This window comes from Soonwooa buanensis (assembly GCF_900167905.1).
Taxonomy (GTDB): domain Bacteria; phylum Bacteroidota; class Bacteroidia; order Flavobacteriales; family Weeksellaceae; genus Soonwooa; species Soonwooa buanensis.
Map to the genome: position 1 here is coordinate 18,887 of NZ_FUYZ01000013.1, position 25,183 is coordinate 44,069.

The window sequence follows — 25,183 nt, forward strand, 5'->3', positions numbered from 1 at the left end:
AACAAAGTAACTATGAATCCCGAATTTATGCATAGAGCCATAGCTTGCTCTTCTGAAAATCTAGATCTTGGTGGAGGACCATTTGGCGCAGTGGTTGTAAAAGATGGAAAAATTATAGCGGAAGGCAGCAACAAAGTCACTGTTAACAAAGATCCTACTGCACATGCAGAAGTTGTTGCGATTAGAAATGCTGCTAAATATCTTAATGATTTTAATCTTTCAGGTTGCGAAATTTACACGTCGTGTGAACCTTGTCCAATGTGTCTTAGCGCTATCTATTGGGCAAGAATTGACAAAATATATTATGCAAATACGAGAGAAGATGCAAAGAATATCGGTTTTGATGATTCTTTAATATATGATGAAATCCCATTAGCCATTGAAGATCGAAAAATCCCAATGTATTCGATGTTAAGAGATGAAGCTTTACAAACTTTTAAAAAATGGACAGAAAAGTCGGATAAAACGGAATACTAATTGCTAACAAAAATTCCCTAACTTCGTTACACTAATTTTAAAAACATAAAAACACTATGAGTCTATTAGACCTATTAACTGGAAACTCTAGCAACCAAGTTGCAGAACAAGCTGAAAACAAATTCGGAATCAGCAAAAATCAAATTATCGCATTACTAGCAGTTGCTGCGCCATTGGTAATTTCTTACCTAAGAAACAAATCCAAAGACGCTAATGAAGCAGAAGCGCTTAACAATGCTTTAGATAAAGACCATGACGGTAGCATCCTTAACGATCCTTCGCAAGCGCTTAACAGACAAGCTGAAGGCAACTCGATCCTTGATCATATTTTCGGAGGTAACAAATCAGCAGTTGAAAATCAACTTTCTGCAGACACTGGTATTTCTATGGATAAAATCGGTCCAGTTTTAGCAATGCTAGCGCCAGTTATCATGGGTTACATCGGTCAGCAAAAACAACAAAACAACGTTGGTGCTGGTGGTCTAGGTGATCTTCTTGGTGGTATCCTTGGTGGTGCTCAAAACCAAGCACAAGCACAACAATCTAATCCTCTTAACGATATTTTGGGAAGCGTACTTGGTGGTGGACAATCACAATCGTCTGGCAATCCACTTAACGATATCTTAGGAAGCGTACTTGGTGGCGGTAACCAACAACAATCTCAACAAGGTGGACTTGGTGGATTATTGGGAAGCCTTTTTGGAAAATAATTTTTATTTCAGATAAATAAAAAGACCGAAGATTATTCTTCGGTCTTTTTTGTTGTCTTTTTAGCTTTCGGTTTTTCTTCAACGTCGGCTTCCACTTTTTTCTCGGCTTTCGGCTTTGCTACTTTTGCTTTTGGTTCCGCTTTCGCTTTCACTGGTTTTTCAGCAACTACCACAGAATTTGATGATTTGCGAGGTCTTCTTTTCCCATAACTTCCTGCAGTTATCTTACCTCTTCTAGATTTTTGATCTCCTTTTCCCATATTTTTAAAAGATTAAGTATTTGGTTATTACGAATTTAGGAAATAAAATTTAATTCACAAAAAGTTCGATAACTAGGGCGTATCCCGAGTTTTCCTCCAACCCAACAACCTTCCGAAAAACCTCGGGTCGCTACGTCCGCTTCTATCTTTTGGGTTGGCGCTCGGACGGCTCCGCTGCGCTCCGCCGCCTCGCGCCAACCCAAAAGGATATCCGCTACCATCGCTCACGCGACTACTAACCGTCAAACAATTATTACAGAAAAAACTAAATTTACTTATCCAAAAACCAAAACATGTTACAAGCTATCATTCCCAAAATACCGTTTATAGAAAAAGAAAAAACATTAGACTTTTATCTTAAGCAATTAGGTTTCAATTTAATTTCCGATTATGGCGATTATATGATTTTAGAAAAAGACAATTTAGAAATTCACTTTTTTAGTTATCAAAGTTTAGAAAAGGAAAAGTCAGATTTCATGTTGTACATTCGAGTAACAGACATCGAAACATTTTACCAAACGCTTATTAAGAACAATGTCAAAATCCATCCCAACGGCGCATTAGAAAGAAAGCCTTGGAATCAAACAGAATTCTCCATCATCGATCCGAACGGAACATTATTAACTTTTGGGGAAAATTTAAAATAATTTTATTGTTTTACGATAATTTTTTATAATTTTGCAATAAAAAAATATTGCAAAATGAAAATCATTGGTAAAAATTCAGTTTCAACTTACATTGCTTATTTGTTATGCTTTTTATTTGCGGTGACATTATTCCATTTGGTGTATGAAATTATCGGACATTTATTTCTAGCTTATAAATACAATACAGATAGCAAAATATTTTCTAACACATTTATCCTCGGAAATGATGTGGGATGGTCATCAAATAAATGGACTGACCCATTACAAAATGTGTTGAAATTTCGGATAAATTATCCTTTTACAGATATCCAATTAGTAACGGGTATCTATTCTTTTAGCCAAATTCTTTATAACATTTTGGGAATGTCGTTCCTTACATTATTTTTCTTTTTCGCTTACAAGTGCTTTAAAGAAATGTCTCAAGATCAGATATTCAACAACAAAGCAATCAAGTGGTTGAAAAGCTTTAGCGTTTTAAATTTAATATTTGGAAGCATTGGGTTATTTCAATTTTTCTACAATCATTCGAGCTCTGGCGCGACTTTTTTAACTTTCATCATGTTTATCTTTTTCGGAATTACATTATTCTTCGTCGTCGCTTTCTTCAAAAAAGGATTAGAACTTCAAAACGAAACCGATTTAACAATTTAAATTATGCCAATAATCATAAACGTAGACGTAATGCTCGCCAAGCGCAAAATGCAATCTCAAGAATTGGCAGAAAAAATTGGTATTACACAAGCAAACCTTTCTATTTTAAAAACAGGAAAAGCAAAAGCCATCAAACTTTCAACATTAGAAGCGATTTGCAAAGCTTTAGAATGCCAACCTGGCGACATCCTAGAATATAAAGACTAAAATATTTTCTTAACCTCAAGCCTTTTGACCAAAAAATCAAAAGGCTTTTTCTTTGATTTTCCCTATCTTTGCACCCGTAAAGTTTAAGGTCAAAAGTTTCACGTTGAAAGTTTAAACAAACAACCTTAAACGCAAAACTTTAAATCAAAATTATGTTCCGTACACACACCAATGGCGAATTGACGCTAAAGAATCTAAATGAAGAAGTTACACTTTCAGGATGGGTACAAACCATTCGTGACAAAGGTTTTATGATTTGGATCGATTTGCGAGATCGTTACGGAATTACACAATTGGTTTTTGATCAAGAGCGTTCAACAGCTGCTTTGATGGAGGAAGCGAAGAAATTAGGTCGTGAATTTGTGATTCAAGTTCAAGGAAAAGTAATCGAAAGAGCTTCTAAAAATCCAAAAATCCCAACGGGTGATATTGAAATTTTGGTTGAAAAATTAACGATTTTAAATGAATCTCAGTTGCCACCATTCACCATCGAAGACGAAACCGATGGCGGCGAAGAATTGAGAATGAAATACCGCTATTTGGATATCCGTAGAAATCCAGTGAAGGACAAATTAATTTTCCGTCACAAAATGGCGCAAAAAGTTAGAAATTATCTTTCTGATGAAGGTTTTATCGAGGTTGAAACACCCGTTTTAATTAAATCGACACCAGAAGGAGCAAGAGATTTCGTCGTTCCAAGTAGAATGAATCCTGGACAGTTTTATGCACTTCCACAGTCTCCGCAAACTTTCAAACAATTGTTGATGGTTGGCGGAATGGACAAATATTTTCAAATTGTGAAATGTTTCCGTGACGAGGATTTAAGAGCCGACAGACAGCCAGAGTTTACACAAATCGATTGCGAAATGGCATTCGTGGAGCAAGAAGACATTATGAATGTTTTTGAAGGCATGACTAAAACCTTGTTAAAAGACATTACAGGAAAAGATTTTCAAGATTTCCCAAGAATGACGTTTGCTGACGCCATGAAAAAATACGGAAACGACAAACCAGATATTCGTTTTGGGATGGAGTTTCACGAATTAAATGATTTAACAAAAGGAAAAGATTTTAAAATCTTTGATGATGCGGAATTGGTTGTCGGAATCAATGTTGAAGGTGCTGCAGAATATACAAGAAAACAAATCGACGAGCTTACAGATTGGGTAAAACGCCCACAAATTGGAGCTTTAGGCATGGTTTGGGTAAAATATCAAGCGGACGGAACGATTACTTCATCGGTTAACAAATTCTACAACGAAGAAGATTTAAAGAAAATTGTTGAGGAATTTGGAGCAAAAGCTGGAGATTTGATGTTAATTCTTTCGGGTTCTGAAAACAAAGTTAGAGCACAACTTTCTGCTTTGAGAATGGAACTTGGAAATCGTTTAGGATTAAGAAAAGGCAATGAATTTGCACCACTTTGGGTAATCGACTTCCCACTTTTGGAATGGGACGAAGAAACTGGAAGATACCACGCAATGCACCATCCATTCACCTCTCCGAAAACCGAAGACTTTAGTTTATTAGAAACCGACCCTGGAAAAGCAAGAGCTAACGCTTACGATTTGGTGTTAAACGGAAACGAAATCGGTGGTGGTTCTATCCGAATTTTCGATAAAGAATTGCAGTCTAAAATGTTTGATTTATTAGGATTCACGAAGGAAGAGGCGGAAGCTCAATTCGGATTCTTGATGAACGCTTTCAAATACGGAGCGCCACCACACGGAGGTTTAGCATTCGGATTTGATAGATTGGTTGCTATTTTGGACGGAAACGAAGTAATCAGAGATTATATTGCATTCCCGAAAAACAATTCTGGTCGCGACGTAATGATTGATGCGCCTGCTCCAGTTGCAGATGCGCAATTAGACGAATTAGAATTGAAATTGGATTTGAAGAATTAGAAATTACTATTTTTCAAATTAGACATAGATAAAAAAACGCCTTTCAAATTTTTGAAAGGCGTTTTTTATTTTTAAATTAAATCTTAAAGATCAAATACATTCGGTCTTTTAACAACGATGCAATCCTTTATCCAAAGTGTAAAGGCTAAACCTAAATAGAATAAAAAGAAAATACCTGCTGTTGCAAAAGTAGAGTAGATGAAGAACACGCGCAACTTAGAAACGGGTATTCCCAATTTGCTTCCCATTCTGGTCAAAACCCCAAACCATTCTCTCTCAAAGCGGTGACGTATATTGTCAATCATGTTTTAAAATCTTAAATCCGATACCGCAATTTAAGCATTTTTTTTCGATGCAGTTTTCGCGATAATGTTGAAGAAAAGCTTGAGATTCCAAAGCTGAATTTATAGGAATTTGCAAATGCTTCCAATGGTCGATAATTTGATTTTTTTCGGGTTTTAGATTTTTATAAAATTCGATTGTTTGATCATTAATGTCTTCGTCTTCGGAAAAGTAATATTTAATCGGCAAAAAAACATTGAGGATTATTAAATCCATAAAATCTTTAGAAAGCGCCGTCGAATGTTCTTTTGTTGGTTTTGAAATCTGATAATGTGTTTCCCAATATTTAGAAGTTTTTATATTTTTTAAAATTGAATTAAAATCTTCTAAACTTTTTGCATTGATTATTTTTGAAAATAAATGTGCTTCTTGATGTATTAAAAACGATAATTGTGACAAGCGAATTGTTGGAAAATTGGGTGGTCGCATTTTCGAGAATTTTGGATTAAACTTCAAATCACTCAACTTAAATTTTGAAACCAAAAAATGATATTCTCTTTGCCAAATTTTAGTTTGTTCATCAATGTTTTCATTAATATTTAAAAGTCCTGAAGTTCCTAAAAGCAAAGCTTCCAAACTTGTTTGGTTCGCTCTTGTTTTGCTTAAAATATTAAAACCTAAATACGAAATCATTTCGCTAAACAATTCAGAATTTACTTTTAAACCAAAACCATAAGCGAGTTGTTCCAATAAGATTTGCTCTTTGTTGTTTTGTGTGTTTTTTAGTCGTTCAAAAATGGATTGTCGCTTTCTTTCAAGCTTTTCCAGAAGTTTTTGCTCAGCGAAAAATAAAGGAATATCATTTGGTTTTATAAGTTTCTCACAAGCAATAAAATCAAAAGGATTGTCATTGAGATTAATGAGTTTATTTAAAACCGATTCCGAAACATAGTTTTTAAGTTCTAGACAAGGTATATTTTTTTGTTTTAAACTTTCGATATCACAATCATCAAAATAGACAACATGAAGAATTAAAGAATCATAATGATCGCTTTTTTCATGCTGATGAAGATACCAATCCGAGCTTTTGATATGGATTTCGATGTTGCCAACAAAGGTTGTGTTTTGACATTTAATTTTTGCCAAAGAAAAATCTGGACCTTGATTGTAATTCCATTTTCCAAAATCTAAAACCTCGATGGGAAAACCTTTTGTACACCGAAATTCTAAATTTGAAAACAGCTTTTTACTCCAAATGTATTGCAAAATGTGTTCGTTCATCATGGCGTTTTAGCTTTGTGTTTCATAAAATTACATTTTATTTTTATGAATTTCTTTTTAATTAAGTTTTAAAAAAGTAAAATGATAACTAAAGTTTCATAGATTGTTAAATATGAAGTTTAAAAATTGAAAAAATTATGCTAATTTCGCAGGCATATAAAAACGAATAACACAATCAGATGAAAGAAATTGCAAGCATTTTTAAAACTTTTTTTGCTTATTTAATTCGCCCACAACTTTATCCAGAACTTTTCAGAAAGATTTATAAAAATATCTTTCAAAGACAAGCGGCCTTCAAAGGAAAAGATAACGCAGAAGAGTGGTGCCGTTCTTTGGCGATAAGTCAAGATGATGCGATTAAAAATGTACTTAATTTTAAAGATTATCAATCGATTAATAGTCTTTATCCAGAAATTATGAAGCAGGCTTCTGAAACTGAAAAAAGCTGCCCAATCAAAATGGGAGGTGCTGGTGCATTGGATTTAATTTATTATTTAAACGAATATACTTCTGCAAAAAATTCTTTAGAAACTGGCGTTGCTTATGGCTGGTCTTCATTAGCTGCCTTATTATCATTGCAAAAAAGAAATGGCACATTGTACAGTTCTGACATGCCGTATTTAGCGCAAAATGGAGATAAATATGTTGGTTGTGTCGTTGCAGAGCATCTTCGCCCAAATTGGAAACTTTTCCGTTTTGCTGATAAAGAGTCACTTCCGAAGATTTTTGCTGAGCAAAATGAATTTGACTTTATGCACTATGACAGTGATAAATCTTATAATGGCAGAATGTGGGCATATCCGATTTTGTGGGAGAAGCTGAGAAAAGGTGGCATCCTAATGAGTGATGATGTGTCGGATAATGCCGCGTTTATGGATTATTGTGTGAAGAATAATCTAAAGCCGCATATTGTTGGATTCGATGATAAATATGCAGCTTTTGTGATTAAGTAATTATTTTTCTAAAAGCTTGTTGTAAAGCGCAATATACTGCGGAATTATATTTTTGATATCAAATAGTTCCGCATTTTCTTTGGCATTAAGTTTCATTTCTGCTAATAGTTTTTCATCAGAAAGCAATTCGATCGCATATTTTGTCATAGTCTCAACGTCGCCAATATCTGCTACGAAGCCAGTTTTGCCATTAATATTAACTTCTGGTATTCCGCCAGCGTTACTACTGATGACGGGTACGCCAGCCGCCATAGCTTCCAAGGCTGCAAGTCCAAAACTTTCTTGTTCTGAAGGTAACAAAAAGACATCTGCCAATTTCAGAATTCGTTGTAAATCGTCAACTTTTCCGAGAAGTCTAATTTTAGTAATTAGTTCAGGATTGTCACTCAGAAAGTTATTGATGACTTCCATATCAGGACCTTCGCCGATAATGACCAATTTAGAATTTATACTTTTTTCAACATTTTTAAATATTTCTAAAACGTCCTGAATTCGCTTTACTGGTCGTAAATTAGAAACGTGTATTAAAATCTTTTCACCTTTATTCGCGAATTGATCGCGACAACAAATATTTTCTACATCAAAAAGTTTGTTGTCAATAAAGTTATTAATCACTTGAATTTCCTTTTTAATATGGAAATTTTTAAGTGTATCTTGTTTTAAACTTTCTGATACTGATGTAATCGCATCTGATTGATTTATTGAAAATTCAACAGCTTTGTTGTAACTTGGATGTTGCCCAACCAAAGTAATATCCGTCCCGTGAAGTGTTGTAATTAACGGAATATCTTTGTTGTCTTCCTTCAACATTTGTTTGGCATAAAATGCGGAATATGCAAAGGGAATCGCATAATGTGCATGCAAAATATCCAAATCATAAAGCTTCACAACCTGATAGATTGTCGACGATAACGCAATATCATAAGGCGGAAATTTGAAAAGAGGATAATTTTCTACTTGTACTTTATGGAAGAAAATGTTGGCGCGCGTCATGTCCAATCTTGCTGGCAAATTCGAACTTATAAAATGTACTTCGTGACCTTGGTTGGCGAGGATCATTCCCAATTCGGTTGCGACGATACCACTTCCACCATAAGTCGGGTAGCATAAAATTCCTATTTTCATTGTATTATTTTGTGGTGACAATTTATCAAAATTATTAAAGCGATGTTATTGTTTTCTACAATTTCGCTCATTGATAAATTCCGTTTTTTAAGTTGAAATTTATTTAGTTTCTAAAGTCGTTCCTGCACCAAATTGCCATGTGTCATTAACCAAAACAGGAAGTCTACCAGAAATTTTAGTTTTGCCAGTTAATCCATTAACACTAGCTTTTTGCGAATCGTCGTTGTTTTCGTATGATACCAAAACCGTCGAAATATTCGTAGTGTCCAAATCTCGTAAAGCATACGGACTTCCAAAAATATCAAGAATTACTTGATTGGTTTTTGCCGCTTTTACAATCGTTTGCTTTGATGTTTCGGAAATTTTGTAAGGCTTGTAAGCTGTGCTATTATCCTTATGAATTCCGATGATTAACTTCGAATTTTTAGGAAGTTTATTTAATTGAGAAGTCGTGATAACTTCAACATTAAGATTATTTTTTAAACTATTTGCAAAAGTGTTGTAAGGCGCTTCTTCCAAAGGAAGATAATATATTTTATCAGTTGATTTTAACGGAAGAAGTTGCTTATTGTCTTTTAAAAGTGTTAAAGCATTTTCATAAAGATTTTGTACCAATTGTTGGTGCGAAGCGTTATTGATGTCGGCAATAATATTTTCTGGATTTTTATTTTCGTATTTATTTAAACCTAAATAATATTTCGTTAGGAGAATTTTTTTAACACTTTCCTCCAAACGATCTTTTGAAATTTCTCCTTTTGAAAGACCTTCAGCAATAAGACGTTTTCCTTCTTTAACACCTTGCGAGAAAAGCATAATATCGTTGCCCGCTTTAAAGGCTAAAGCATCCAGTTGTCCAGGTTGATAACGGTTGGCGACAGCGCCCATATTAAGAGCATCTGTAATTATCAAACCTTTGTAACCAAGTTTGTTTTTAAGTAAATCTGTGATAATACTTTTTGAAATAGAGGCAGGAACATTAGCTTCTTTTTCTAAAGCAGGAACATAAAGATGCGCGACCATTACACCGCCGATTCCTTCTTTTATTAAGTTTTTATAAGGCGCTAATTCGATTTGATCAAGTCTATCGATTTTATGATCAACAAGCGGTAAATCGTAATGAGAATCTGCACTTGTGTCGCCATGTCCAGGGAAGTGCTTTATCGCGGCAAGTATGTTATTGTCTTGTAAACCATGAGAGTACGAACTCGCTTTTTTAATAACATTATTAACATCCGAACCAAAAGAGCGATTCCCAATAATCGGGTTACTTGGGTTGGTGTTAACGTCGACAACTGGCGCAAAATCCCAATTGATGCCCATTCGTTTGCAGTCAGCGGCGATTTTGGCTGCCATGTCATAGACTAGTTTTTCGTCTTGGATGGCACCTAAGGTTATTGCCCAAGGGAATTTGTAAGCTTTCGCAATTCTTTGGAAAAGTCCCCATTCGGCATCCATGCCAATCATCATCGGAACTTTTGACCTTGATTGGAATTCGTTAACCAAATTAATTTCCATCGCAGCATCATCCTGCATCAAGATAAGTCCGCCGATTTGTTCTTTGGTTACTAAATTTCTAATTTCTTGGATGTGATCAATGCCTTTGTTAGTGTATAATGCGACAATGAAAAGTTGTCCTAGCTTTTGGTCCTCAGAAAGTTGATTGTAGGTTTTGTCAATCCATTCTTTAGCCTTTTTTGTATCATCTTCGCTAATGTTTTTAGGAACATATTGCGCTTTATTAAAAATTGAACCAAAAATTGTGACTGCTAGAATTAACCTTTTCATTTTTTCCTTATCTAAAAATTAAGTGAGTATAAAGATATACCTTCATTTTTTATTAAAAAAGATTTGTGGTACATATTTTGCGAGCAATTGTTTAACGAATAAATTTTAAAACTATGAAAAAGTATTTGACTATATCAGCATTATCTCTTTTTGCTTTTGGGACAGTAGTTAGCTGTACAACAGATAGAGAGGTCATCCAAGAAGTTCCAACGCCTGTTGATTATCCACAAGTATATGATGTTAAGGGTGTTAATTTTACAGCTAATAACAATTATTCATATAATAAAGGCTTTACAAAACCTATGCTAGATCAAGATTATGTTGTTGTCTATCATCAAAGTGGAACACTAACTAATGGGAAACCAATTTGGGAACCAGTGCCAACAACGATTTATCTGCAAAATGGGGACGAAGTTGATTATAACTACGATTTTTCAGTTAATGATTTTACTTTGTATTTAGGTGGAACAAATACATCATTTACTTTGCCTGAGTTTGCTTCAAATCAAACATTCAGAGTGGTACTTGTTCCTGCTGAGTTTGGTAAAGGTACAACCAACAACTTATCAAAAATGAGTTACGACGAAGTTATCCAGCGTTACAAAATTGATGATTCTAAAGTAGTTGTTTTAAAATAAATTACAACTTAATAAACAGAAAAGCGAGAAGTTAACTTCTCGCTTTTTTAATTTATAAATCTTTGTCGTTAAGAAGATGACCGAAGAATTCTTTTTTAGTTTTAAGATAAGAAGAACTATTTTCGTTCGCCTTGATCTGTAATGGGATACGTGAGTTTAGTTTGATATTACTTTCCTCGACATATTTTAGTTTTTCTGGGTTGTTGGTCATTAAGTTGACTTCCTTAATATCTAAAATATTTAAAATTTCTATAGCTACATCAAACTTTCTACCATCTGCAGGAAGTCCTAATTTTAGATTAGCTTCAACGGTGTCAAAACCTTTTTCTTGCAGTGCATAAGCTTTAAGTTTGTTGATGATGCCAATGTTACGACCTTCTTGTCTTAGGTATACAACAACGCCACCATTTTTATCAATATAAGAAAGTGCGGCATCTAGTTGAGGTCCACATTCGCATTTTAAAGAGTGGAAAACTTCACCCGTTATACATTCTGAATGGAATCTTACATTAACCGCTTTAGAAAAATCTGTATTGTTAGCAATAATCGCCATGTGAGGCATCCAATCGTCGTCGCGATCAGAAAAAGCTACGATTCTGAAGTTGCCCAATTCTGTCGGTACATGTGCTTCAGCTTGAATTTTGAGCATGTGTTTTAGAAAGTTTATTAGTTGGAGCTAATTGTAGTTTGCGATTCGCTTTTTTCAACAGCCTCCAAAAGACTAACATTAGTTTTAATTTTAACTAGATATCGGTTAAGGACTTGGTCGTCATCGCTTTTAAGATGCTTTCTAAGTTTTTGGATGCTTTTGTAATTGTCTTCGAAAGATTTTAAGGATTTCTTTTTTTCTTTGGCATTAGAGGTTTGGATAGCGTAAAGATAATTTGTCAAATTTTGCTTTAACTCTCTTACTTGATTGTTAACCGCAACATTTTTAAACTTCGGAAAAGTCGATACCAAATTAGATATTGTAGAACTATAAGTAATTCTTTCCGGAGAGACATTTCTTTCGGTAGCCAAAGGTAAATCTGATGAAAAAGTATTTTCTGCGTAGAAGCCTGTCTCTGTCGAGCAGGAGCTAAGTCCTAAAGAAAATATGAGTAATAAAAATCCAATCCCGCGAATCATTTTTTTTGTGCTTTTTGATATAAGATTGGGTTAAGAGATTCGTCATTATACATTTTCATCTGCTTATACGTTTTCATCTTAACATCACCGTTTTCAATATCAATTAGCAATTGGTCTATCGCAGTCATGAGGTCTTTTTTCTGTTCTAAAAGTACATTTAACTTAGCAGAACATTTGGCAACATGCTCAGCGGAAGCATCCTCTCGGATAACTTCTTGATTCATGTGGTATATTTTTAATGCTAAAATTGATAATCTGTCAATAGCCCAAGCTAATGTTTCAGAGTTAATTTTTGCATCATTTTTCGGAGTAATATTTTTGAACTTCTCCAAGAACCAATCATCGATGTTTTCTACTAAATCTGTTCTTTTTTGATTAGAAGAATCGATACGACGTTTTAGTTGTAGAGCGTCAACCGGATTGATATTCTCATCACGGATAATATCCTCCAAATGCCATTGTACGGTGTCAATCCAATTCTTTGTATACAAAAAATGTTCCAAGCTTGAAGTTTGGAACGGATTATTTTCTAAAGTATCGACGTGGTCTAATTGATGATAGTCCTTAATCGACTGATTAAAGATATCCCAAGCCTTCTCTACAAAATTCATTTTCTAGTTGTTAGTCGTAGAATTATTGTTGTCAGGCTTTTTATCTTCCTCTTTTACAGCATCTTTGAATTCTTTAATTCCTGAGCCTAAACCTTTCATCAATTCAGGGATTTTTTTACCTCCGAATAATAATAAAAGAACTAGAGCAACGATTAAGATGTGTTGCCAAGAAATTGCTAATATGGCTAATGAATGATACATTTTTTACGTTTTTTGATTTGACAAAGTTACATTATTTTTTAATATGATACCCAACCCATTGGATCGACTGGACTTGTCCCGTTCCAGATTTGGAAATCTAATGTGTAAGAACCATCTAGACTTGTTGTTATCTCTCCAATTTGTGTTCCTGCAGAAACAGTTTGGTTCGATTTTACATACACGTTAGAAAGATTAGAATATACTGTAAAATAATTACCGTGTTTTACCATAACAGTTTTGGTTCCGCCGTCAACAATAACAGTTGATACCACACCAGGGAATACGCAACGTGCTTTTGTACCAGCACTTACAGCGATTTTAATACCATTGTTTTCTTCCCAAATATTTTTAAATACAGGGTGCTGTTGGCGTCCAAAACGGTGTGTGATATTTCCTCTCTCTACTGGGAAACCAATTCGCCCTTTACTCTCTGCAAAATTGCTACCAGCCGTTACGCTACCAACGCCAAACGCCTTCATTGTTTTGGTTTCGACAGCTTGTTTTTCCTCGTCTTTTTTCTTGTCAAGGGCAGCTTCTGCCGCTTTCGCAGCTGCTAGACGATCTTCCGCCGCTTTGGCTCTAGCTTTAGCTTCGTTTGCTTCTTTTTCTGCAATTATTCTTCTAGCTTCCGCTTTGGCGTCAGACTCTGCTTTGGCAGCTTCGTCAGAGCGTTTTTTCTCATCCGCAGCTTTTTTAACAGCCAACTCTCTTGCTTTACGAGTTTCCTCTTCTAGGGCTTTACGTTCTCTTTCTAGTGCTTCTGCTTTAGCTTTATTTTCTGCGTCAATTCTGGCTTTTTCTTTAGCCGCAGCAATCATCGCCTGACGTTTACGTTCTTCTTCTGCCTTTTTCTCCGCTTCCGCTTTGGCTTTAGCTGCACGAATTTCTTCATTAATGATGGCACGAATTTGACCTTCTAAAGATTTTTGTTGCGTTTGTTTTTGTTTTAACTCGGCGGTTAATTTTGTTTCGTTTTGTTTGAATTCAGCAAGAAGCGCCTCCTTTTGACCTCTTTCAACTTCGATAGTTGCTAGTTCTTTCTTTTGGTTAAGAAGAAGATTGTCTTTTTCACCAACAGCTTTTTGTTTTTTAGCAATGTTTTTCTGAATTTCGTTTGCTTTGTCGTTGATTTCCGCAGCTTTACGTTGTTGATATTCCGAATATTGTTTTAAATACTGGATACGACGCAAAGCTTCTCCCATACTTTTTGATGAAAGGATAAAGATTACTTTATTCTGTACGCCTTTGTTTTTGTACGCTTTTACCAAAATTGCAGCGTAATCTTCACGTAATTTTCCGAGTTCGCGTTTGTTTTTGTTGATTTCAAGCTGAGATCTATAGATGTCATCTTCTATAAAACGCTTTTCTTTTTGAGTGTTGTTGTAAGATTTTTCTCTAAGAGAAATTTTTTGATTAACAGCATTAAGGTATGCTAACGACAATTTTGATTCGTTTTTAGTCTTAGCTAAATCTGCGTTAATGTTTGCGATTTGCTTCTTAATATCAGCGTTTTGCTTCTGTAGCTGTTCTTTTGTATTTTGGCCGAAAATGCTTCCGAAAAATAAAATGCTTAGTAAAAAACTAATCTTCTTTATCATTTAATCGCGGTCTTTTTATAATTATTTGGCACCGAATAAGGGGTTGCCATTTTGGAAAAATCAAATTTCGTGTTTTCGATTAAGATTTGGTCTGTTTTCTTAGCTTTTATAATTATTTTAACGTTTTTTGGGAACGAATTTCCTTCAAAATTTTCCCAATTGTTATAATAAACTTCAAGTTGGTCTTGATTGCTTAAATTATTAAGCGTGACTTTTGTTAAATTAAAATCACTAGAATAATCACTTTTTACTGTGTATTCCGTTGTCTTACCGTCAACATTTATTTTAATATTATTTTTAGACGATAAAGTATAACCTTGAGCATTTTGAGTTAATTCAAAATCTTTTTCGTTAGTTGGAATAAAAGTTTTTCCTAAAATTAAATTTTGCAAGGCTTGATAATCGATAAAGTTGACCTTCAAAAGATTATTTAAATAAGAAAAATCTGAATCGATATAAGTTTTATTGTAGGATTCATAGCCCTTTACACCTTCAGGCGTCGCAATACCTCGAGCAACATTGATAAACAAAGCCGTCAAATTCATCCATGTTTTTTGACCATTTTCAATATAAATAGTTGCATTAAGTGTCGGAATAAAACTTCCATTTTCAACATTAATTTTGCTATTAATTTTTACTTGCTCAAAAGTGGATTTTTCGGTTACTTTATTAAAAAATGCCGAATTAGATTTGATAGGTTCTGTAGTGCTTATCGGTGTAGAATTGCTTTCTGTAACAGTTTTTTGAGTGTGACAAGAGGTTAGCGCAATCGCTGAAAATATGATGATTCCTAAATTTTTCATTTTCTAAATTTTAGATAGGCTTTGCAAAATTAACGCCAACAGGCTATAAAATATTTTGAGATCTAACTTCTAAAAATAATTAGACGCTAGATCTCAAAAAGTTATATGATTATTTTTTTAATCTTTAGAAAGGAAATCCAATACCGAATAATCGCCCAAAGAAATTTCTCTTGCAACACCATAGTATTGTGCGGAGTTGCCAATCATCGAGTTAGAAAGGTTGCCATGATCGATAACCGTTTTTTCTTGGATTAATGAGTTGTCAATGTTTGAGTTAATTACTTTTGTCCCGTTTCCTAGAGATACATTAGGTCCAATTTTAGAATTGCTAATTTCAACATTTTCACCAATAAAACAAGGAGGAATAATTAGCGAACTTTCGATTTTTGCAGAACTTGGGAATTGTGCCATCGATTCTTTCTCGTATTGAAGAATCTTGCCATTGGTCTCGACAGTCGCATTTTTGTTACCACAATCCATCCAATCATCAACTTTTCCTAAAGAGAACTTAGCGCCTTTTTGACGAAGGTTTTCTAAAGCTGTCGTTAATTGATATTCGCCACCTTCTTTAATACCATTATCCATGATATAGTTAATTTCAGACATTAATTTTTCAGCACTATTAAAATAATAAATACCGATAATTGCTAAGTCTGAAACAAATTGTTGTGGTTTCTCAACGAAGTCGGTGATAAAGCCATATTCATCTAGTTTTACAACACCAAACGCTGATGGATCCTCAACTTTTTTAACCCAAATAACGCCGTCAGAATTGGTGTCTAATTGGAAGTCCGCACGGAAAAGTGTATCAGCAAAAGCTACGACAACATTGCCTTTCATAGAGTTTTCGGCACATTTAATAGCATGGGCAGTTCCTAGAGGTTCGTCTTGTGTATAGATGCTTCCCTTTGCACCAAGATTTTCAGCAATTTTAACCAAAGAAGCTTCAACTTCTGGCCCAAAATCACCAATAATAAATGCAATTTCGTCAATTTTTTCACCTGCTACTTTTGCGATATCTTCAACTAATCTTTGTACGATTGGTTTTCCTGCAATTGGGATAAGAGGTTTAGGAACAGTTAATGTGTGTGGACGAAGTCTAGAACCGCGTCCAGCCATTGGAACAATAATTTTCATTATAAAAGAGTGTTTTGTTTTAGTTTGTAATTGTTATAAGTTTTTGACAATTTGCCAAATGTAAAAATATAAGTTTTGTAAAGCAAGTTTGCTGCTTTAATATTTAGTAATGCATTGTATTTTAGAATAATTAAATTTTCTTACGATTGAGTTTGGATAATAACATATCCTTTTCACTATAGATTAGAATTCCAGCGAATACGACGAAAAGTATATTGCTGTACCAAAAATTGTAATTGAAATACCTTACAATCAAGAAGCTAAAAACACAAAGAAGAATCAAGAAGAAACTCATTTTTTTCATTCGGTAAGGGATTGGATAATATTTTTGACCTAATAAGTAGGAAATTAGCATCATTATTAAATAAGCAATAAGAGTGGCCCATGCCGAACCTATAATGCTTTTGTAATATTTCAATGCAATAAAGTTTAAAGCAATATTAATTAGGGCACCAATCCACGAAATAAGAGTTCCTACACCAGTTCTATCCGTTACTTTGTACCAAGTCGAAAAATTATAATAAATCCCAAAACAAAGATTAGCAATGACAATAATTGGTATGATGTCAATTGCAGACCAATAAGTATGATTTGGGATGAGCATTATTTTTAACCAAGAAATATTCGCTATAATTCCCATTGCAACAACAGCCGCAAAGAAGGTGAAATATTCTGTGACGTTAGCATAGGTTTTTGTAGCGTCACCTTTATCCATTTGTTTAAAGAAAAAAGGTTCGATGCCCATTCGATAAGCGGTCACGAAAAGCGTCATTAATACAGCTAATTTATAACAACCACCATAAGCTCCTGCTTCTTCTGCACTTATGAATCTTAACTGAACCATCTTGTCAAAATTCTCATTAATGGTAAACGCAATCCCAGCCAGCATTAAAGGATAAGAATATTTAATCATCCTTAAAAATAAGTTGGTTACAAACTGAAATCTTACTTTTAAAATAATAGGTGTTAAAAGTATAAGACCTAATACACTTGTGATTAAATTACTAAAAAAAGGATAGTCAACTTTATGAGATAATCCCATTTTTTGAGATAGCGTTTCAGGAATCCAAAAGAATAAGGCTGCGGTAAATAAAGCTTGAAAAATGGATTGTACAACTCGCACAGCCGAATATTTAATAGGCATGTTGTGAAACCTTAGCCATGCAAAAGGGATAACCAAAAGATTATCAACGAAGGCTATGATCGCAAACCATTTGATATATTGAGGTGTTTCGGAATATCCTAAATAATCGGCAATTGGTTGGTTGAATATATAGCATAAGATCAGAAAGATCGATGACATTGCAAAAAGAAACCAAAACGATGTATTAAACGTTTTCTTTTCATTGTCTTTCTCTGCCGAAAATCTGAAATAAGCCGTTTCAAATCCAAAAGAAAGGATGACATTGAAAACCGAAATGACTGCATATAAATTAGTGAAAATTGCAAACTCATCAGTTTTTATTTGATGGATTAGCAGCGGATTTAGGATAAACAAAATAATCCTCGGTGCAATAGCGCCGATTCCGTAGATTAATGTTTGCGTTAAAAGTTTCTTATACAAAACTGAAAAATTTTTGCAAATGTAAGTTATTATTGAATTTCCGAAACTTTATTTTTTAGGTTTCGACGACATATAAAAAGTCAACTTTCCACCATTCATAATCTCGGAATGCTTCAATGTAAAGTCTTTGATTTCCTTTCCGTTTAGGAGAATTTTTTCAACATAAACATTCTTCGGACTTTGATTAATCGCTTCAATTTCAAAAGTTTTCCCATTTTCTAAATTCAAAATTGCATGATCAACCGCTGGACTTCCAATCGAATAATCTTCGGAACCTGGCGCGACTGGATAAAAACCAAGCGAGCTCAAAATATACCAAGCACTCATTTGTCCCGTGTCATCATTTCCGCCCAAGCCATCAGGTGTCGCATTGTACTGCATTTCCAAAATGTGACGGACTTGTTGCTGTGTTTTCCATGCTTGATCAGCAAAATTATAAAGATAAACAACATGATGCGCAGGCTCGTTCCCATGAACGTAACCGCCAATAATTCCTTCTCTTGTTATGTCTTCGGTATCTGCAAAGAATTTGTCTGGCAAATGCATGCTGAAAAGTTCATCCAGTTTTTCGCCAAATTTCTTTTTGCCACCCATCGCTTCGATTAGACCTTTTGGATTTTGCGGCACGAAGAAACTGTAGTTCCAAGAATTTCCTTCAATAAAACCTTGTCCATGCGTTTCCAAAGCATCAAAATCTTTTTTGAAAGTTCCATTTGCTAATTTTGGACGCATAAATCCAACACTTTTATCGTAAACATTTCTCCAGTTTTCAGAGCGTTTAGTGAATTGATTATAAATTTCCGTTTCGCCCAAATGTTTCGCCAGTTGTGCAATTGCCCAATCGTCATAAGCATATTCTAAAGTGTTAGAAACTGAAGTTCCATTTTTCTCAGCCGGAATAAAACCTTTATCAATATACTCGCCAATACCTTCGTAGTCGCGTTTGTTTGCTGTCGCAACGCAAGCTAACAACGCAGCTTTTGCGTCTCCCGAATAATTTCCTTTGATAATCGCGTCCGAAACAACGCTAACGCTGTGATAACCACTCATACACCAGTTTTCGTTGGCGTAGTGCGACCAAATCGGTAACATCTTCATCGAGAACTGGTCGTAATGTGCCATCATCGATTTGACCATGTCATTGTTCCGTTTTGGCTGAACAATATTGAAATAAGGATGCAAAGCACGGTACGTATCCCAAAGAGAGAAAGTAGTATAGTTTGTGAATCCATCAGCTTTGTGAACGTTTTGATCAAGTCCTTTGTACTCGCCATTGGCATCCATATAAATTGTTGGATTGATAAAAGTATGGTACATCGCCGTATAGAAATTGGTTTTCTTTGTGTCAGAGCCTTTTATCACAATTCGATTAAGCTCTTTATTCCAATCTTGTTGGGCTTTTTCTTTTATTTGGTTAAAGGAAAGATTGCCGACTTCTTGTTTTAAATTGTCCAAAGCATTGGCTTGGCTAACCGGCGAAATCGCCAATTGTACTTCGATGGCTTCGTTTTCTTGAGCGTCGAAATCAAAATACATTTTTAGGTTTTTGCCAGCGATTTCGGGGAAGTTTTTGTTTTGGTCAAACTTTCTCCAGAATCCACCATAAACTTGTTTTCCATCAAAATTCTTTTGACCATAAGATTTAAAAGGTTTTGAAAATTTCATGGCAAAATAAACAGTTCTCGTGCGCGCCCAACCGTTGGTTTGACGATAACCTGTGATGGTATTTCCGTTTTCGACGCGAACATAAGTCCAAACATTTTTGCCGTCATAATTGTAGATTCCCGCCATCAAATCCAAGATGATGTGCGCTTGATCCGATTTGGGGAAAGTATAACGCTGCACGCCAACACGCGTTGTAGCCGTCATTTCTGCCAAAATATTATAATCATCCAATTGCACTTTGTAATAACCCGCTTCCGCAACTTCGGTATTGTGGGAAAAGCGACTTCTGTAACCACTTTCAGGTTTGTCTGCCGTTCCTGGATTTAATTGAAGTTTGCCAACTGTCGGCATCACCAAAAAATCGCCTAAGTCCGAATGCCCCGTTCCACTAAAATGCGTCGAGCTAAAACCTGTTATCGTTTTGTCCTCATAGCGATAACCCGCACAATATTTGTAAACTTCGCCATTGTATTTGCCGTTTAACTCGTAAGAAATCGAATCGGTTTCGGGACTTAGTTGCACGGCTCCAAAGGGCGTTGTTGCGCCAGGATAGGTGTGTCCCATTTTTTCGGTGCCAATTAATGGATTGACAAATTTGACAAGACTTTCCATTTTTTGAGCGTTTGTAAGTGTAGCAACAGCGATTCCCAGTGCTAAGGATATTTTTTTGATTGACATTAATTACTTTTAAAGAAGCAATTTAGCTAAATAAATCTTTTTAAATATTCTAAATTTGTACAGGAGAGGAAAGAAGAAAGATGATAGAGTAAAGAAAAAATTAGTCTTAGTATTTTTAAAGTCTGTAATCTCATATCTTAAAATCTCACATCTTAAATTTAATATCTAAATAAAATAAAAGTGAAAAGCCTTATCAAAAATGCTAAAATCGTCAACGAAGGTCAAATCTTCGAAAGTGATTTGCTAATCGAAAATGATTTAATTTCAAAAATTGCTAAAAATATTCCCGAATCGGAAGCGGACAAAGTGATTGATGCAACGGGAAAGTATTTGTTGCCTGGTGTCATTGATGACCAAGTGCATTTCCGTGAGCCAGGATTAACGAATAAAGGCGATATCGCTTCGGAATCGAAATCGGCAATTGCTGGTGGCGTAACCAGTTTTATCGATCAGCCAAATACCGTTCCGAACGCGGTGACGCAAGAATTGCTGGAAGAGAAATACAAATTGGGCGCCGAGAAATCTTATGCCAATTATTCGTTTTCGATGGGCGGAACTAATGATAATTTGGAAGAAGTTTTAAAAACAAATCCTAAAAATGTATCGGCAATCAAATTGTTTTTGGGTTCTTCCACCGGAAATATGTTGGTGGACAATCCCGAAACTTTGGAAAAGATTTTTAGTTCTACCAAAATGTTAATTTGCGTTCACTGCGAAGATGAAGACACCATCAAAGCCAATACGGAAAAATACAAATCCGAATACGGCGATGATATTCCAGTGAAGTTTCATCATTTGATAAGAAGTGAGGGAGCTTGTTACAAATCATCTTCAAAAGCAATTGAATTGGCGCAAAAAACAGGTGCAAGATTGCATATTTTCCATTTGTCAACGGCGAAAGAAACGGCTTTGTTCCGAAACGATATTCCTTTAAAAGATAAAAAAATAACGGCGGAAGTTTGTGTTCATCATTTGACATTTACCAATGACGATTACGAAACCAAAGGTTCTTTGATCAAATGGAATCCCGCGGTGAAAACACAAGCTGACAAAGATGGCCTTTGGGAGGCGCTTTTGGACGATCGAATTGACGTTATTGCAACCGATCACGCGCCACATACTTGGGAGGAAAAGCAAAATCTGTACACAAGTTGTCCATCGGGAGCGCCTTTGGTGCAGCATTCTTTGCCTGTCATGTTAGAAAATTACCACAACGGAAAAATCTCTTTAGAAAAATTGGTGGAGAAGATGTGTCACAACCCTGCGATTTTGTTCGAGGTGGATAAAAGAGGTTTTGTAAAAGAAGGTTATAAAGCAGATTTGGTTTTGATAGACATGGATAATCCTTGGACTATTGCGAAGGATAATATTTTATACAAATGTGGTTGGAGTCCGTTAGAAGGTACAAATCTAAAATCTAAAATTACCCAAACCTTTGTCAACGGTCATTTGGCTTACGACAACGGAATTTTCTCAGAAGAAAAACATGGCGAAAGATTGGAGTTTGATCGATAAAAAATCACAAATCGCATTGTTGGTTTTAGGGCTGATGTTCATTTGCGATTTGTTATTCATTGTTTTGGGGAGGGAGCAATTGCGCTTGTTCTCCAAAACTTTGTTAATGCCTTTGCTATTAGTTTTTTATTGGTTGGCAAGTCAGAAGTCGAATCAACCAAAACAAAACCTCTTTATCGCAGGTCTTATTTTATCATGGTTTGGCGATGTGTTTTTACTTTTTGATTGGGGATTTATTGCAGGTTTAGGAAGTTTTTTATTGGCACATATTTGCTACATTTTTTGTCTTAAAAAGTTGTCGATTTCCAAAGCTTTGTGGAGTCTTCCTTTAATTATAATTTATCTTTTTACTTTTCTTACTTTTTTGTTTCCGCATTTGGGCGATATGAAAATCCCTGTTATTTTGTATGCACTTTGCATTTCGGGGATGTTGTATTTCAGTCTCAAAACCAAACAAACTTTACTCATTATAGGAGCGGTTTTCTTTGTGATTTCAGATTCAGTTTTGGCCATTAATTTATTTGTAAATCCTTCTAAAATATTAGGCTTTCTCGTGATGTTCACTTATGTTTTGGCGCAGACGTTTTTAGCTTTCGGGTTTTTAAAATCTAAAAAGTCAACAACATAAAAAAATCATCTCGAATTTTTTCAAGATGATTTTTTAGTATTTTAATTAAAACCAAACTATTTTGGCAACTGCAAATGCGTACTAATTCCGATACGATTCCATGCGTTGATGATGTTAATTGCCATGATAATTTCAGCAATTTGCTTGTCATCAAACAATTTTTTTGCGTTTTGATAAGTTTCCTCAGTTAAGCCTTTCTCCGAAATTTTCGTGATTTCTTCAGTCATTTTTAGCATGACTCTTTCTTCTTCGGTGTACAAAGTCGTTTCCCACCATGCGTTTAACAGAAAAATCCGTTGAGGCGTTTCGCCATATTTTAAGGCATCTTTTGTGTGCATGTCCAAACAGAATGCACAAGCATTAATTTGCGACGCTCGTATTTTGATGAGTTCTTTTTGAGTGTTGTTTAGGAAAAATGTTGACATTGTTGCATCCAATGCGATCATTGCTTTGTAAGCTTCTGGCGCTAATCGAGCCATGTTCAATCTTTGTGACATATTATTTATTTTTATTGATTAAATTGTCGATACTAAATGGAAATTTATTTTGTGCAGCCAACAGAAAAGCCGCTGCTACGCTTGTCCAAACTGAATAGTCCAAAGGTGCTTTTACGCCCAAGGCAATTGTCATTGCGATTCCAAAGCTGAGAAGTAAGATTGAAGTCGCATAAGCTATAACCTTAGTTTTGAAGCCAATTAACAGCAATATCGAAAATACAACTTCACAAAAAGTGGCAAAATAGGCACCGATTTTACTCAGAATATTTGGGAGGAAAAAAGTTAGTGTTCTTGTATAGCCTTCAAAAGCAGTCCAGTTTCCCCAAACTGCATTGTTTCCCCAACATCCAAAACGGTCGGCTACTGCGGATAGCATTGTAACGGCTAAAGCAATTCGTAGAAAAAGCTGAGCGATGGAAAGTTTTGTGCTGAACATTTATTTTGTTTTTGATGAAGCAAATTTCAGATTTTATTTCTTCAAAAAACTTAAACCAGTTTAAGAACGTAACTTCGCTCTTATTTCACTCAAATATTCGGGCGTAAAACCCAAGTAAGACGCTAACAAATACTGCGGAATTCTTTGAATGAAATCTGGAAACAAATTCCGAAAATGCAAATAAGATTCCTCTCGCGAAAATTCATATAAATACCGAATTCGCCTTTCCGATGCTGCTGTATTTATTTGATAAATCTTTCGGAAATAGCTTTCCATAACGGGATGTGCCGCCAAAAGTTTAACATAATTTTGATAAGAAATCCGCAAAACCGTTGACTTTTCAACCGCCTGAATGTAACAATCCGCAACTTGCTGTTTTTCAAAACTGAACAAATCCGCTATCCACCACGTTTCTAGCGCAAATTGCGTCGTTTGTTCCGCACCATTTTGCTTCACAAAAAACTTTCGCAGACAACCATTTAATACAAAATAATTGAATTTCGAAAGCTCACCTTCTGCCAACAAATTTTCCTTTTTTTTGCATTCCAAAACCTCGAAATACGTCGTAACCGCTGCATATTCCGCTTCGTCAATCTCAACAAATTTCCGCAAATGCGTCCAGAAAATTTCCATGTCCGTCCAATTGTCTCCCAAATGTATAAAACAAAATTTATTTGGGCGCCTTTTCCGCGCTCCGTTCCCGCTATTTTGCTCCGCTGCGCTTCGCAAAATGAGCTCCACTCAGCTCGGGGCGCAGATTCTGCCTCAAAACATTATTTGTCGAATAACAGAAATCCTCACAGATCGAAGAAATATTCATAACTTTAAACTTCAAAATTATAAATACATTTTATGAATTATGCAGAACCAATGCTTCGCGAAGACGCATTAAAAGATAAAGTTGCCATCGTTACAGGTGGTGGAAGCGGTTTAGGAAAAGCCATGACCAAATATTTCTTACAATTAGGAGCCAAAGTTGTGATCACTTCAAGAAACCTCGAAAAACTTCAAAACACAGCAAAAGAACTCGAAGCCGAAACTGGCGGAAAAGTCCTTGCAGTCGCTTGCGATGTTAGAAATTACGATGAGGTCGAAGCGATGAAAGAAGCAGCGCTTAAAGAGTTTGGAAAGATTGATATTTTGCTTAACAATGCGGCGGGTAACTTTATCAGCCCAACCGAAAGACTTTCTGCAAATGCATTTGACACGATTATCGACATCGTTCTGAAAGGTTCCAAAAACTGTACACTTTCTATCGGGAAACATTGGATCGATTCTAAAACTAAAGGGACTGTTCTTAATATTGTAACGACGTATGCGTGGACTGGTTCGGCTTATGTTGTTCCGTCAGCAACGGCAAAAGCTGGTGTTTTAGCAATGACAAGAAGTTTGGCTGTCGAGTGGGCAAAATACGGAATCCGTACTAATGCTATCGCGCCAGGACCATTCCCGACCAAAGGTGCGTGGGATAGATTGCTTCCGGGAGATTTGCAAGAAAAATTCGATATGACCAAAAAAGTACCATTGCGTCGTGTTGGCGATCACCAAGAATTAGCGAATTTGGCAGCTTATTTAGTTTCAGATTTTTCGGCTTATGTTAATGGCGAAGTTATTACTATCGACGGCGGCGAATGGTTGCAAGGGGCAGGACAATTCAATATGTTAGACCAGATCCCAACAGAAATGTGGGATATGCTGGAAGCGATGATTAAAGCTAAAAAGAACGGATAATTTCGGTTTCAAAAAATACAACTAAAAACTTCTTCATAAATGAGGAAGTTTTTTATTTTTACATAAAG

At 35.3% G+C, this 25,183-nt stretch carries 28 protein-coding genes; 11 read left to right on the forward strand and 17 right to left on the reverse strand.

Going from position 1 to position 25,183, the window contains the following annotated elements; translation table 11 throughout:
* The first annotated feature begins 12 nt into the window (after positions 1-12).
* Positions 13-477, forward strand: coding sequence for a nucleoside deaminase (locus tag B5X62_RS14200; RefSeq protein WP_079668146.1), 465 nt, complete (start codon positions 13-15; stop codon positions 475-477).
* Positions 478-533: 56 nt separating this feature from the next.
* Entirely contained in the window at positions 534-1,187 is a 654-nt protein-coding gene (locus B5X62_RS14205; protein WP_079668147.1) for a DUF937 domain-containing protein, read from the forward strand.
* A 32-nt stretch (positions 1,188-1,219) separates the two neighbouring features.
* Here the strand turns inward: B5X62_RS14205 and B5X62_RS15775 are convergent, their stop codons facing one another.
* Entirely contained in the window at positions 1,220-1,447 is a 228-nt protein-coding gene (locus B5X62_RS15775; RefSeq protein ID WP_079668148.1) for a 30S ribosomal protein THX, read from the reverse strand.
* 293 nt (positions 1,448-1,740) lie between these two features.
* Between B5X62_RS15775 and B5X62_RS14220 the strand changes: the two genes are divergently transcribed.
* The 4 genes from B5X62_RS14220 (at position 1,741) to aspS (ending at position 4,859) form a co-directional block, all read left to right on the forward strand.
* The gene (locus tag B5X62_RS14220; RefSeq protein ID WP_079668150.1) at positions 1,741-2,094 is read left to right on the forward strand and encodes a bleomycin resistance protein; all 354 of its coding nucleotides are present in this window, start codon (positions 1,741-1,743) and stop codon (positions 2,092-2,094) included.
* A 54-nt stretch (positions 2,095-2,148) separates the two neighbouring features.
* Positions 2,149-2,745, forward strand: a complete 597-nt coding sequence (locus B5X62_RS14225) for a DUF2975 domain-containing protein (protein WP_079668151.1) — start codon at positions 2,149-2,151, stop codon at positions 2,743-2,745.
* Positions 2,746-2,748: 3 nt separating this feature from the next.
* Complete coding sequence (locus B5X62_RS14230; protein ID WP_079668152.1) at positions 2,749-2,952, forward strand: helix-turn-helix domain-containing protein; 204 nt, start codon at positions 2,749-2,751, stop codon at positions 2,950-2,952.
* A gap of 152 nt (positions 2,953-3,104) precedes the next feature.
* The gene (gene aspS, locus B5X62_RS14235; RefSeq protein WP_079668153.1) at positions 3,105-4,859 is read left to right on the forward strand and encodes an aspartate--tRNA ligase; all 1,755 of its coding nucleotides are present in this window, start codon (positions 3,105-3,107) and stop codon (positions 4,857-4,859) included.
* Between the two features lie 83 nt (positions 4,860-4,942).
* On the opposite strand, the gene B5X62_RS14240 is transcribed toward aspS, so the two are convergent.
* Both B5X62_RS14240 and B5X62_RS14245 read right to left on the reverse strand, forming a co-directional pair.
* Entirely contained in the window at positions 4,943-5,164 is a 222-nt protein-coding gene (locus B5X62_RS14240) for a PspC family transcriptional regulator (protein WP_079668154.1), read from the reverse strand.
* Positions 5,157-6,425: a DUF2851 family protein gene (locus B5X62_RS14245; RefSeq protein ID WP_079668155.1), complete on the reverse strand. Its 1,269-nt coding sequence runs from the start codon at positions 6,423-6,425 to the stop codon at positions 5,157-5,159. The genes B5X62_RS14240 and B5X62_RS14245 overlap by 8 nt, the downstream gene beginning before the upstream one ends.
* Positions 6,426-6,601: 176 nt before the next feature.
* Between B5X62_RS14245 and B5X62_RS14250 the strand changes: the two genes are divergently transcribed.
* Positions 6,602-7,375: a class I SAM-dependent methyltransferase gene (locus tag B5X62_RS14250; RefSeq protein ID WP_079668156.1), complete on the forward strand. Its 774-nt coding sequence runs from the start codon at positions 6,602-6,604 to the stop codon at positions 7,373-7,375.
* Here B5X62_RS14250 and bshA read toward each other — a convergent pair whose 3' ends face one another.
* Together bshA and B5X62_RS14260 are read right to left on the reverse strand one after the other, a co-directional pair.
* Complete coding sequence (gene bshA / locus B5X62_RS14255) at positions 7,376-8,500, reverse strand: N-acetyl-alpha-D-glucosaminyl L-malate synthase BshA (RefSeq protein WP_079668157.1); 1,125 nt, start codon at positions 8,498-8,500, stop codon at positions 7,376-7,378.
* 99 nt (positions 8,501-8,599) lie between these two features.
* Positions 8,600-10,285, reverse strand: a complete 1,686-nt coding sequence (locus B5X62_RS14260) for a glycoside hydrolase family 3 protein (protein ID WP_079668158.1) — start codon at positions 10,283-10,285, stop codon at positions 8,600-8,602.
* A gap of 113 nt (positions 10,286-10,398) precedes the next feature.
* Between B5X62_RS14260 and B5X62_RS14265 the strand changes: the two genes are divergently transcribed.
* Entirely contained in the window at positions 10,399-10,923 is a 525-nt protein-coding gene (locus B5X62_RS14265) for a hypothetical protein (protein ID WP_079668159.1), read from the forward strand.
* Positions 10,924-10,975: 52 nt separating this feature from the next.
* Here the strand turns inward: B5X62_RS14265 and ribA are convergent, their stop codons facing one another.
* The 9 genes from ribA to B5X62_RS14310 all read right to left on the reverse strand — a co-directional run bounded on the left by ribA (position 10,976) and on the right by B5X62_RS14310 (position 20,308).
* Complete coding sequence (gene ribA, locus B5X62_RS14270) at positions 10,976-11,572, reverse strand: GTP cyclohydrolase II (protein WP_079668160.1); 597 nt, start codon at positions 11,570-11,572, stop codon at positions 10,976-10,978.
* A gap of 17 nt (positions 11,573-11,589) precedes the next feature.
* Complete coding sequence (locus B5X62_RS14275) at positions 11,590-12,051, reverse strand: hypothetical protein (RefSeq protein WP_079668161.1); 462 nt, start codon at positions 12,049-12,051, stop codon at positions 11,590-11,592.
* Positions 12,048-12,662 (reverse strand): DUF4254 domain-containing protein, encoded by a 615-nt coding sequence (locus B5X62_RS14280; protein ID WP_079668162.1) that lies wholly within the window; start codon positions 12,660-12,662, stop codon positions 12,048-12,050. The genes B5X62_RS14275 and B5X62_RS14280 overlap by 4 nt, the downstream gene beginning before the upstream one ends.
* Before the next feature lie 3 nt (positions 12,663-12,665).
* Positions 12,666-12,863: a twin-arginine translocase TatA/TatE family subunit gene (locus B5X62_RS14285; RefSeq protein WP_079668163.1), complete on the reverse strand. Its 198-nt coding sequence runs from the start codon at positions 12,861-12,863 to the stop codon at positions 12,666-12,668.
* 38 nt (positions 12,864-12,901) lie between these two features.
* Positions 12,902-14,461, reverse strand: a complete 1,560-nt coding sequence (locus B5X62_RS14290) for a murein hydrolase activator EnvC family protein (protein ID WP_079668164.1) — start codon at positions 14,459-14,461, stop codon at positions 12,902-12,904.
* A complete protein-coding gene (locus B5X62_RS14295; protein ID WP_079668165.1) occupies positions 14,458-15,264 on the reverse strand; it encodes a lipoprotein insertase outer membrane protein LolB1 in 807 nt (268 codons plus the stop codon). The genes B5X62_RS14290 and B5X62_RS14295 overlap by 4 nt, the downstream gene beginning before the upstream one ends.
* A 117-nt stretch (positions 15,265-15,381) precedes the next feature.
* The gene (locus tag B5X62_RS14300; protein ID WP_079668166.1) at positions 15,382-16,401 is read right to left on the reverse strand and encodes a sugar phosphate nucleotidyltransferase; all 1,020 of its coding nucleotides are present in this window, start codon (positions 16,399-16,401) and stop codon (positions 15,382-15,384) included.
* Positions 16,402-16,531: 130 nt separating this feature from the next.
* The gene (locus B5X62_RS14305) at positions 16,532-17,965 is read right to left on the reverse strand and encodes an oligosaccharide flippase family protein (RefSeq protein WP_079668167.1); all 1,434 of its coding nucleotides are present in this window, start codon (positions 17,963-17,965) and stop codon (positions 16,532-16,534) included.
* 48 nt (positions 17,966-18,013) lie between these two features.
* Positions 18,014-20,308 (reverse strand): GH92 family glycosyl hydrolase, encoded by a 2,295-nt coding sequence (locus tag B5X62_RS14310; RefSeq protein WP_079668168.1) that lies wholly within the window; start codon positions 20,306-20,308, stop codon positions 18,014-18,016.
* Between the two features lie 180 nt (positions 20,309-20,488).
* Between B5X62_RS14310 and B5X62_RS14315 the strand changes: the two genes are divergently transcribed.
* Complete coding sequence (locus B5X62_RS14315) at positions 20,489-21,823, forward strand: dihydroorotase (protein WP_079668169.1); 1,335 nt, start codon at positions 20,489-20,491, stop codon at positions 21,821-21,823.
* Positions 21,795-22,451 carry a lysoplasmalogenase gene (locus B5X62_RS14320; protein WP_079668170.1) on the forward strand — a complete coding sequence of 219 codons (657 nt, stop codon included), beginning with the start codon at positions 21,795-21,797 and terminating at the stop codon, positions 22,449-22,451. Before B5X62_RS14315 ends, B5X62_RS14320 begins: the two co-directional genes overlap by 29 nt.
* A gap of 56 nt (positions 22,452-22,507) precedes the next feature.
* Here the strand turns inward: B5X62_RS14320 and B5X62_RS14325 are convergent, their stop codons facing one another.
* From B5X62_RS14325 to B5X62_RS14335, 3 genes are read right to left on the reverse strand one after another with little or no spacing between them, the layout of a single operon-like run.
* Complete coding sequence (locus B5X62_RS14325; RefSeq protein ID WP_079668171.1) at positions 22,508-22,948, reverse strand: carboxymuconolactone decarboxylase family protein; 441 nt, start codon at positions 22,946-22,948, stop codon at positions 22,508-22,510.
* A gap of 1 nt (position 22,949) precedes the next feature.
* The gene (locus tag B5X62_RS14330; protein ID WP_079668172.1) at positions 22,950-23,384 is read right to left on the reverse strand and encodes a DoxX family membrane protein; all 435 of its coding nucleotides are present in this window, start codon (positions 23,382-23,384) and stop codon (positions 22,950-22,952) included.
* Between the two features lie 60 nt (positions 23,385-23,444).
* Positions 23,445-24,017 (reverse strand): Crp/Fnr family transcriptional regulator, encoded by a 573-nt coding sequence (locus tag B5X62_RS14335; protein WP_079668173.1) that lies wholly within the window; start codon positions 24,015-24,017, stop codon positions 23,445-23,447.
* Positions 24,018-24,236: 219 nt separating this feature from the next.
* On the opposite strand from B5X62_RS14335, the gene B5X62_RS14340 reads away from it, so the two are divergent.
* Positions 24,237-25,115 (forward strand): SDR family oxidoreductase, encoded by an 879-nt coding sequence (locus tag B5X62_RS14340; RefSeq protein WP_079668174.1) that lies wholly within the window; start codon positions 24,237-24,239, stop codon positions 25,113-25,115.
* Positions 25,116-25,183 lie beyond the last annotated feature (68 nt).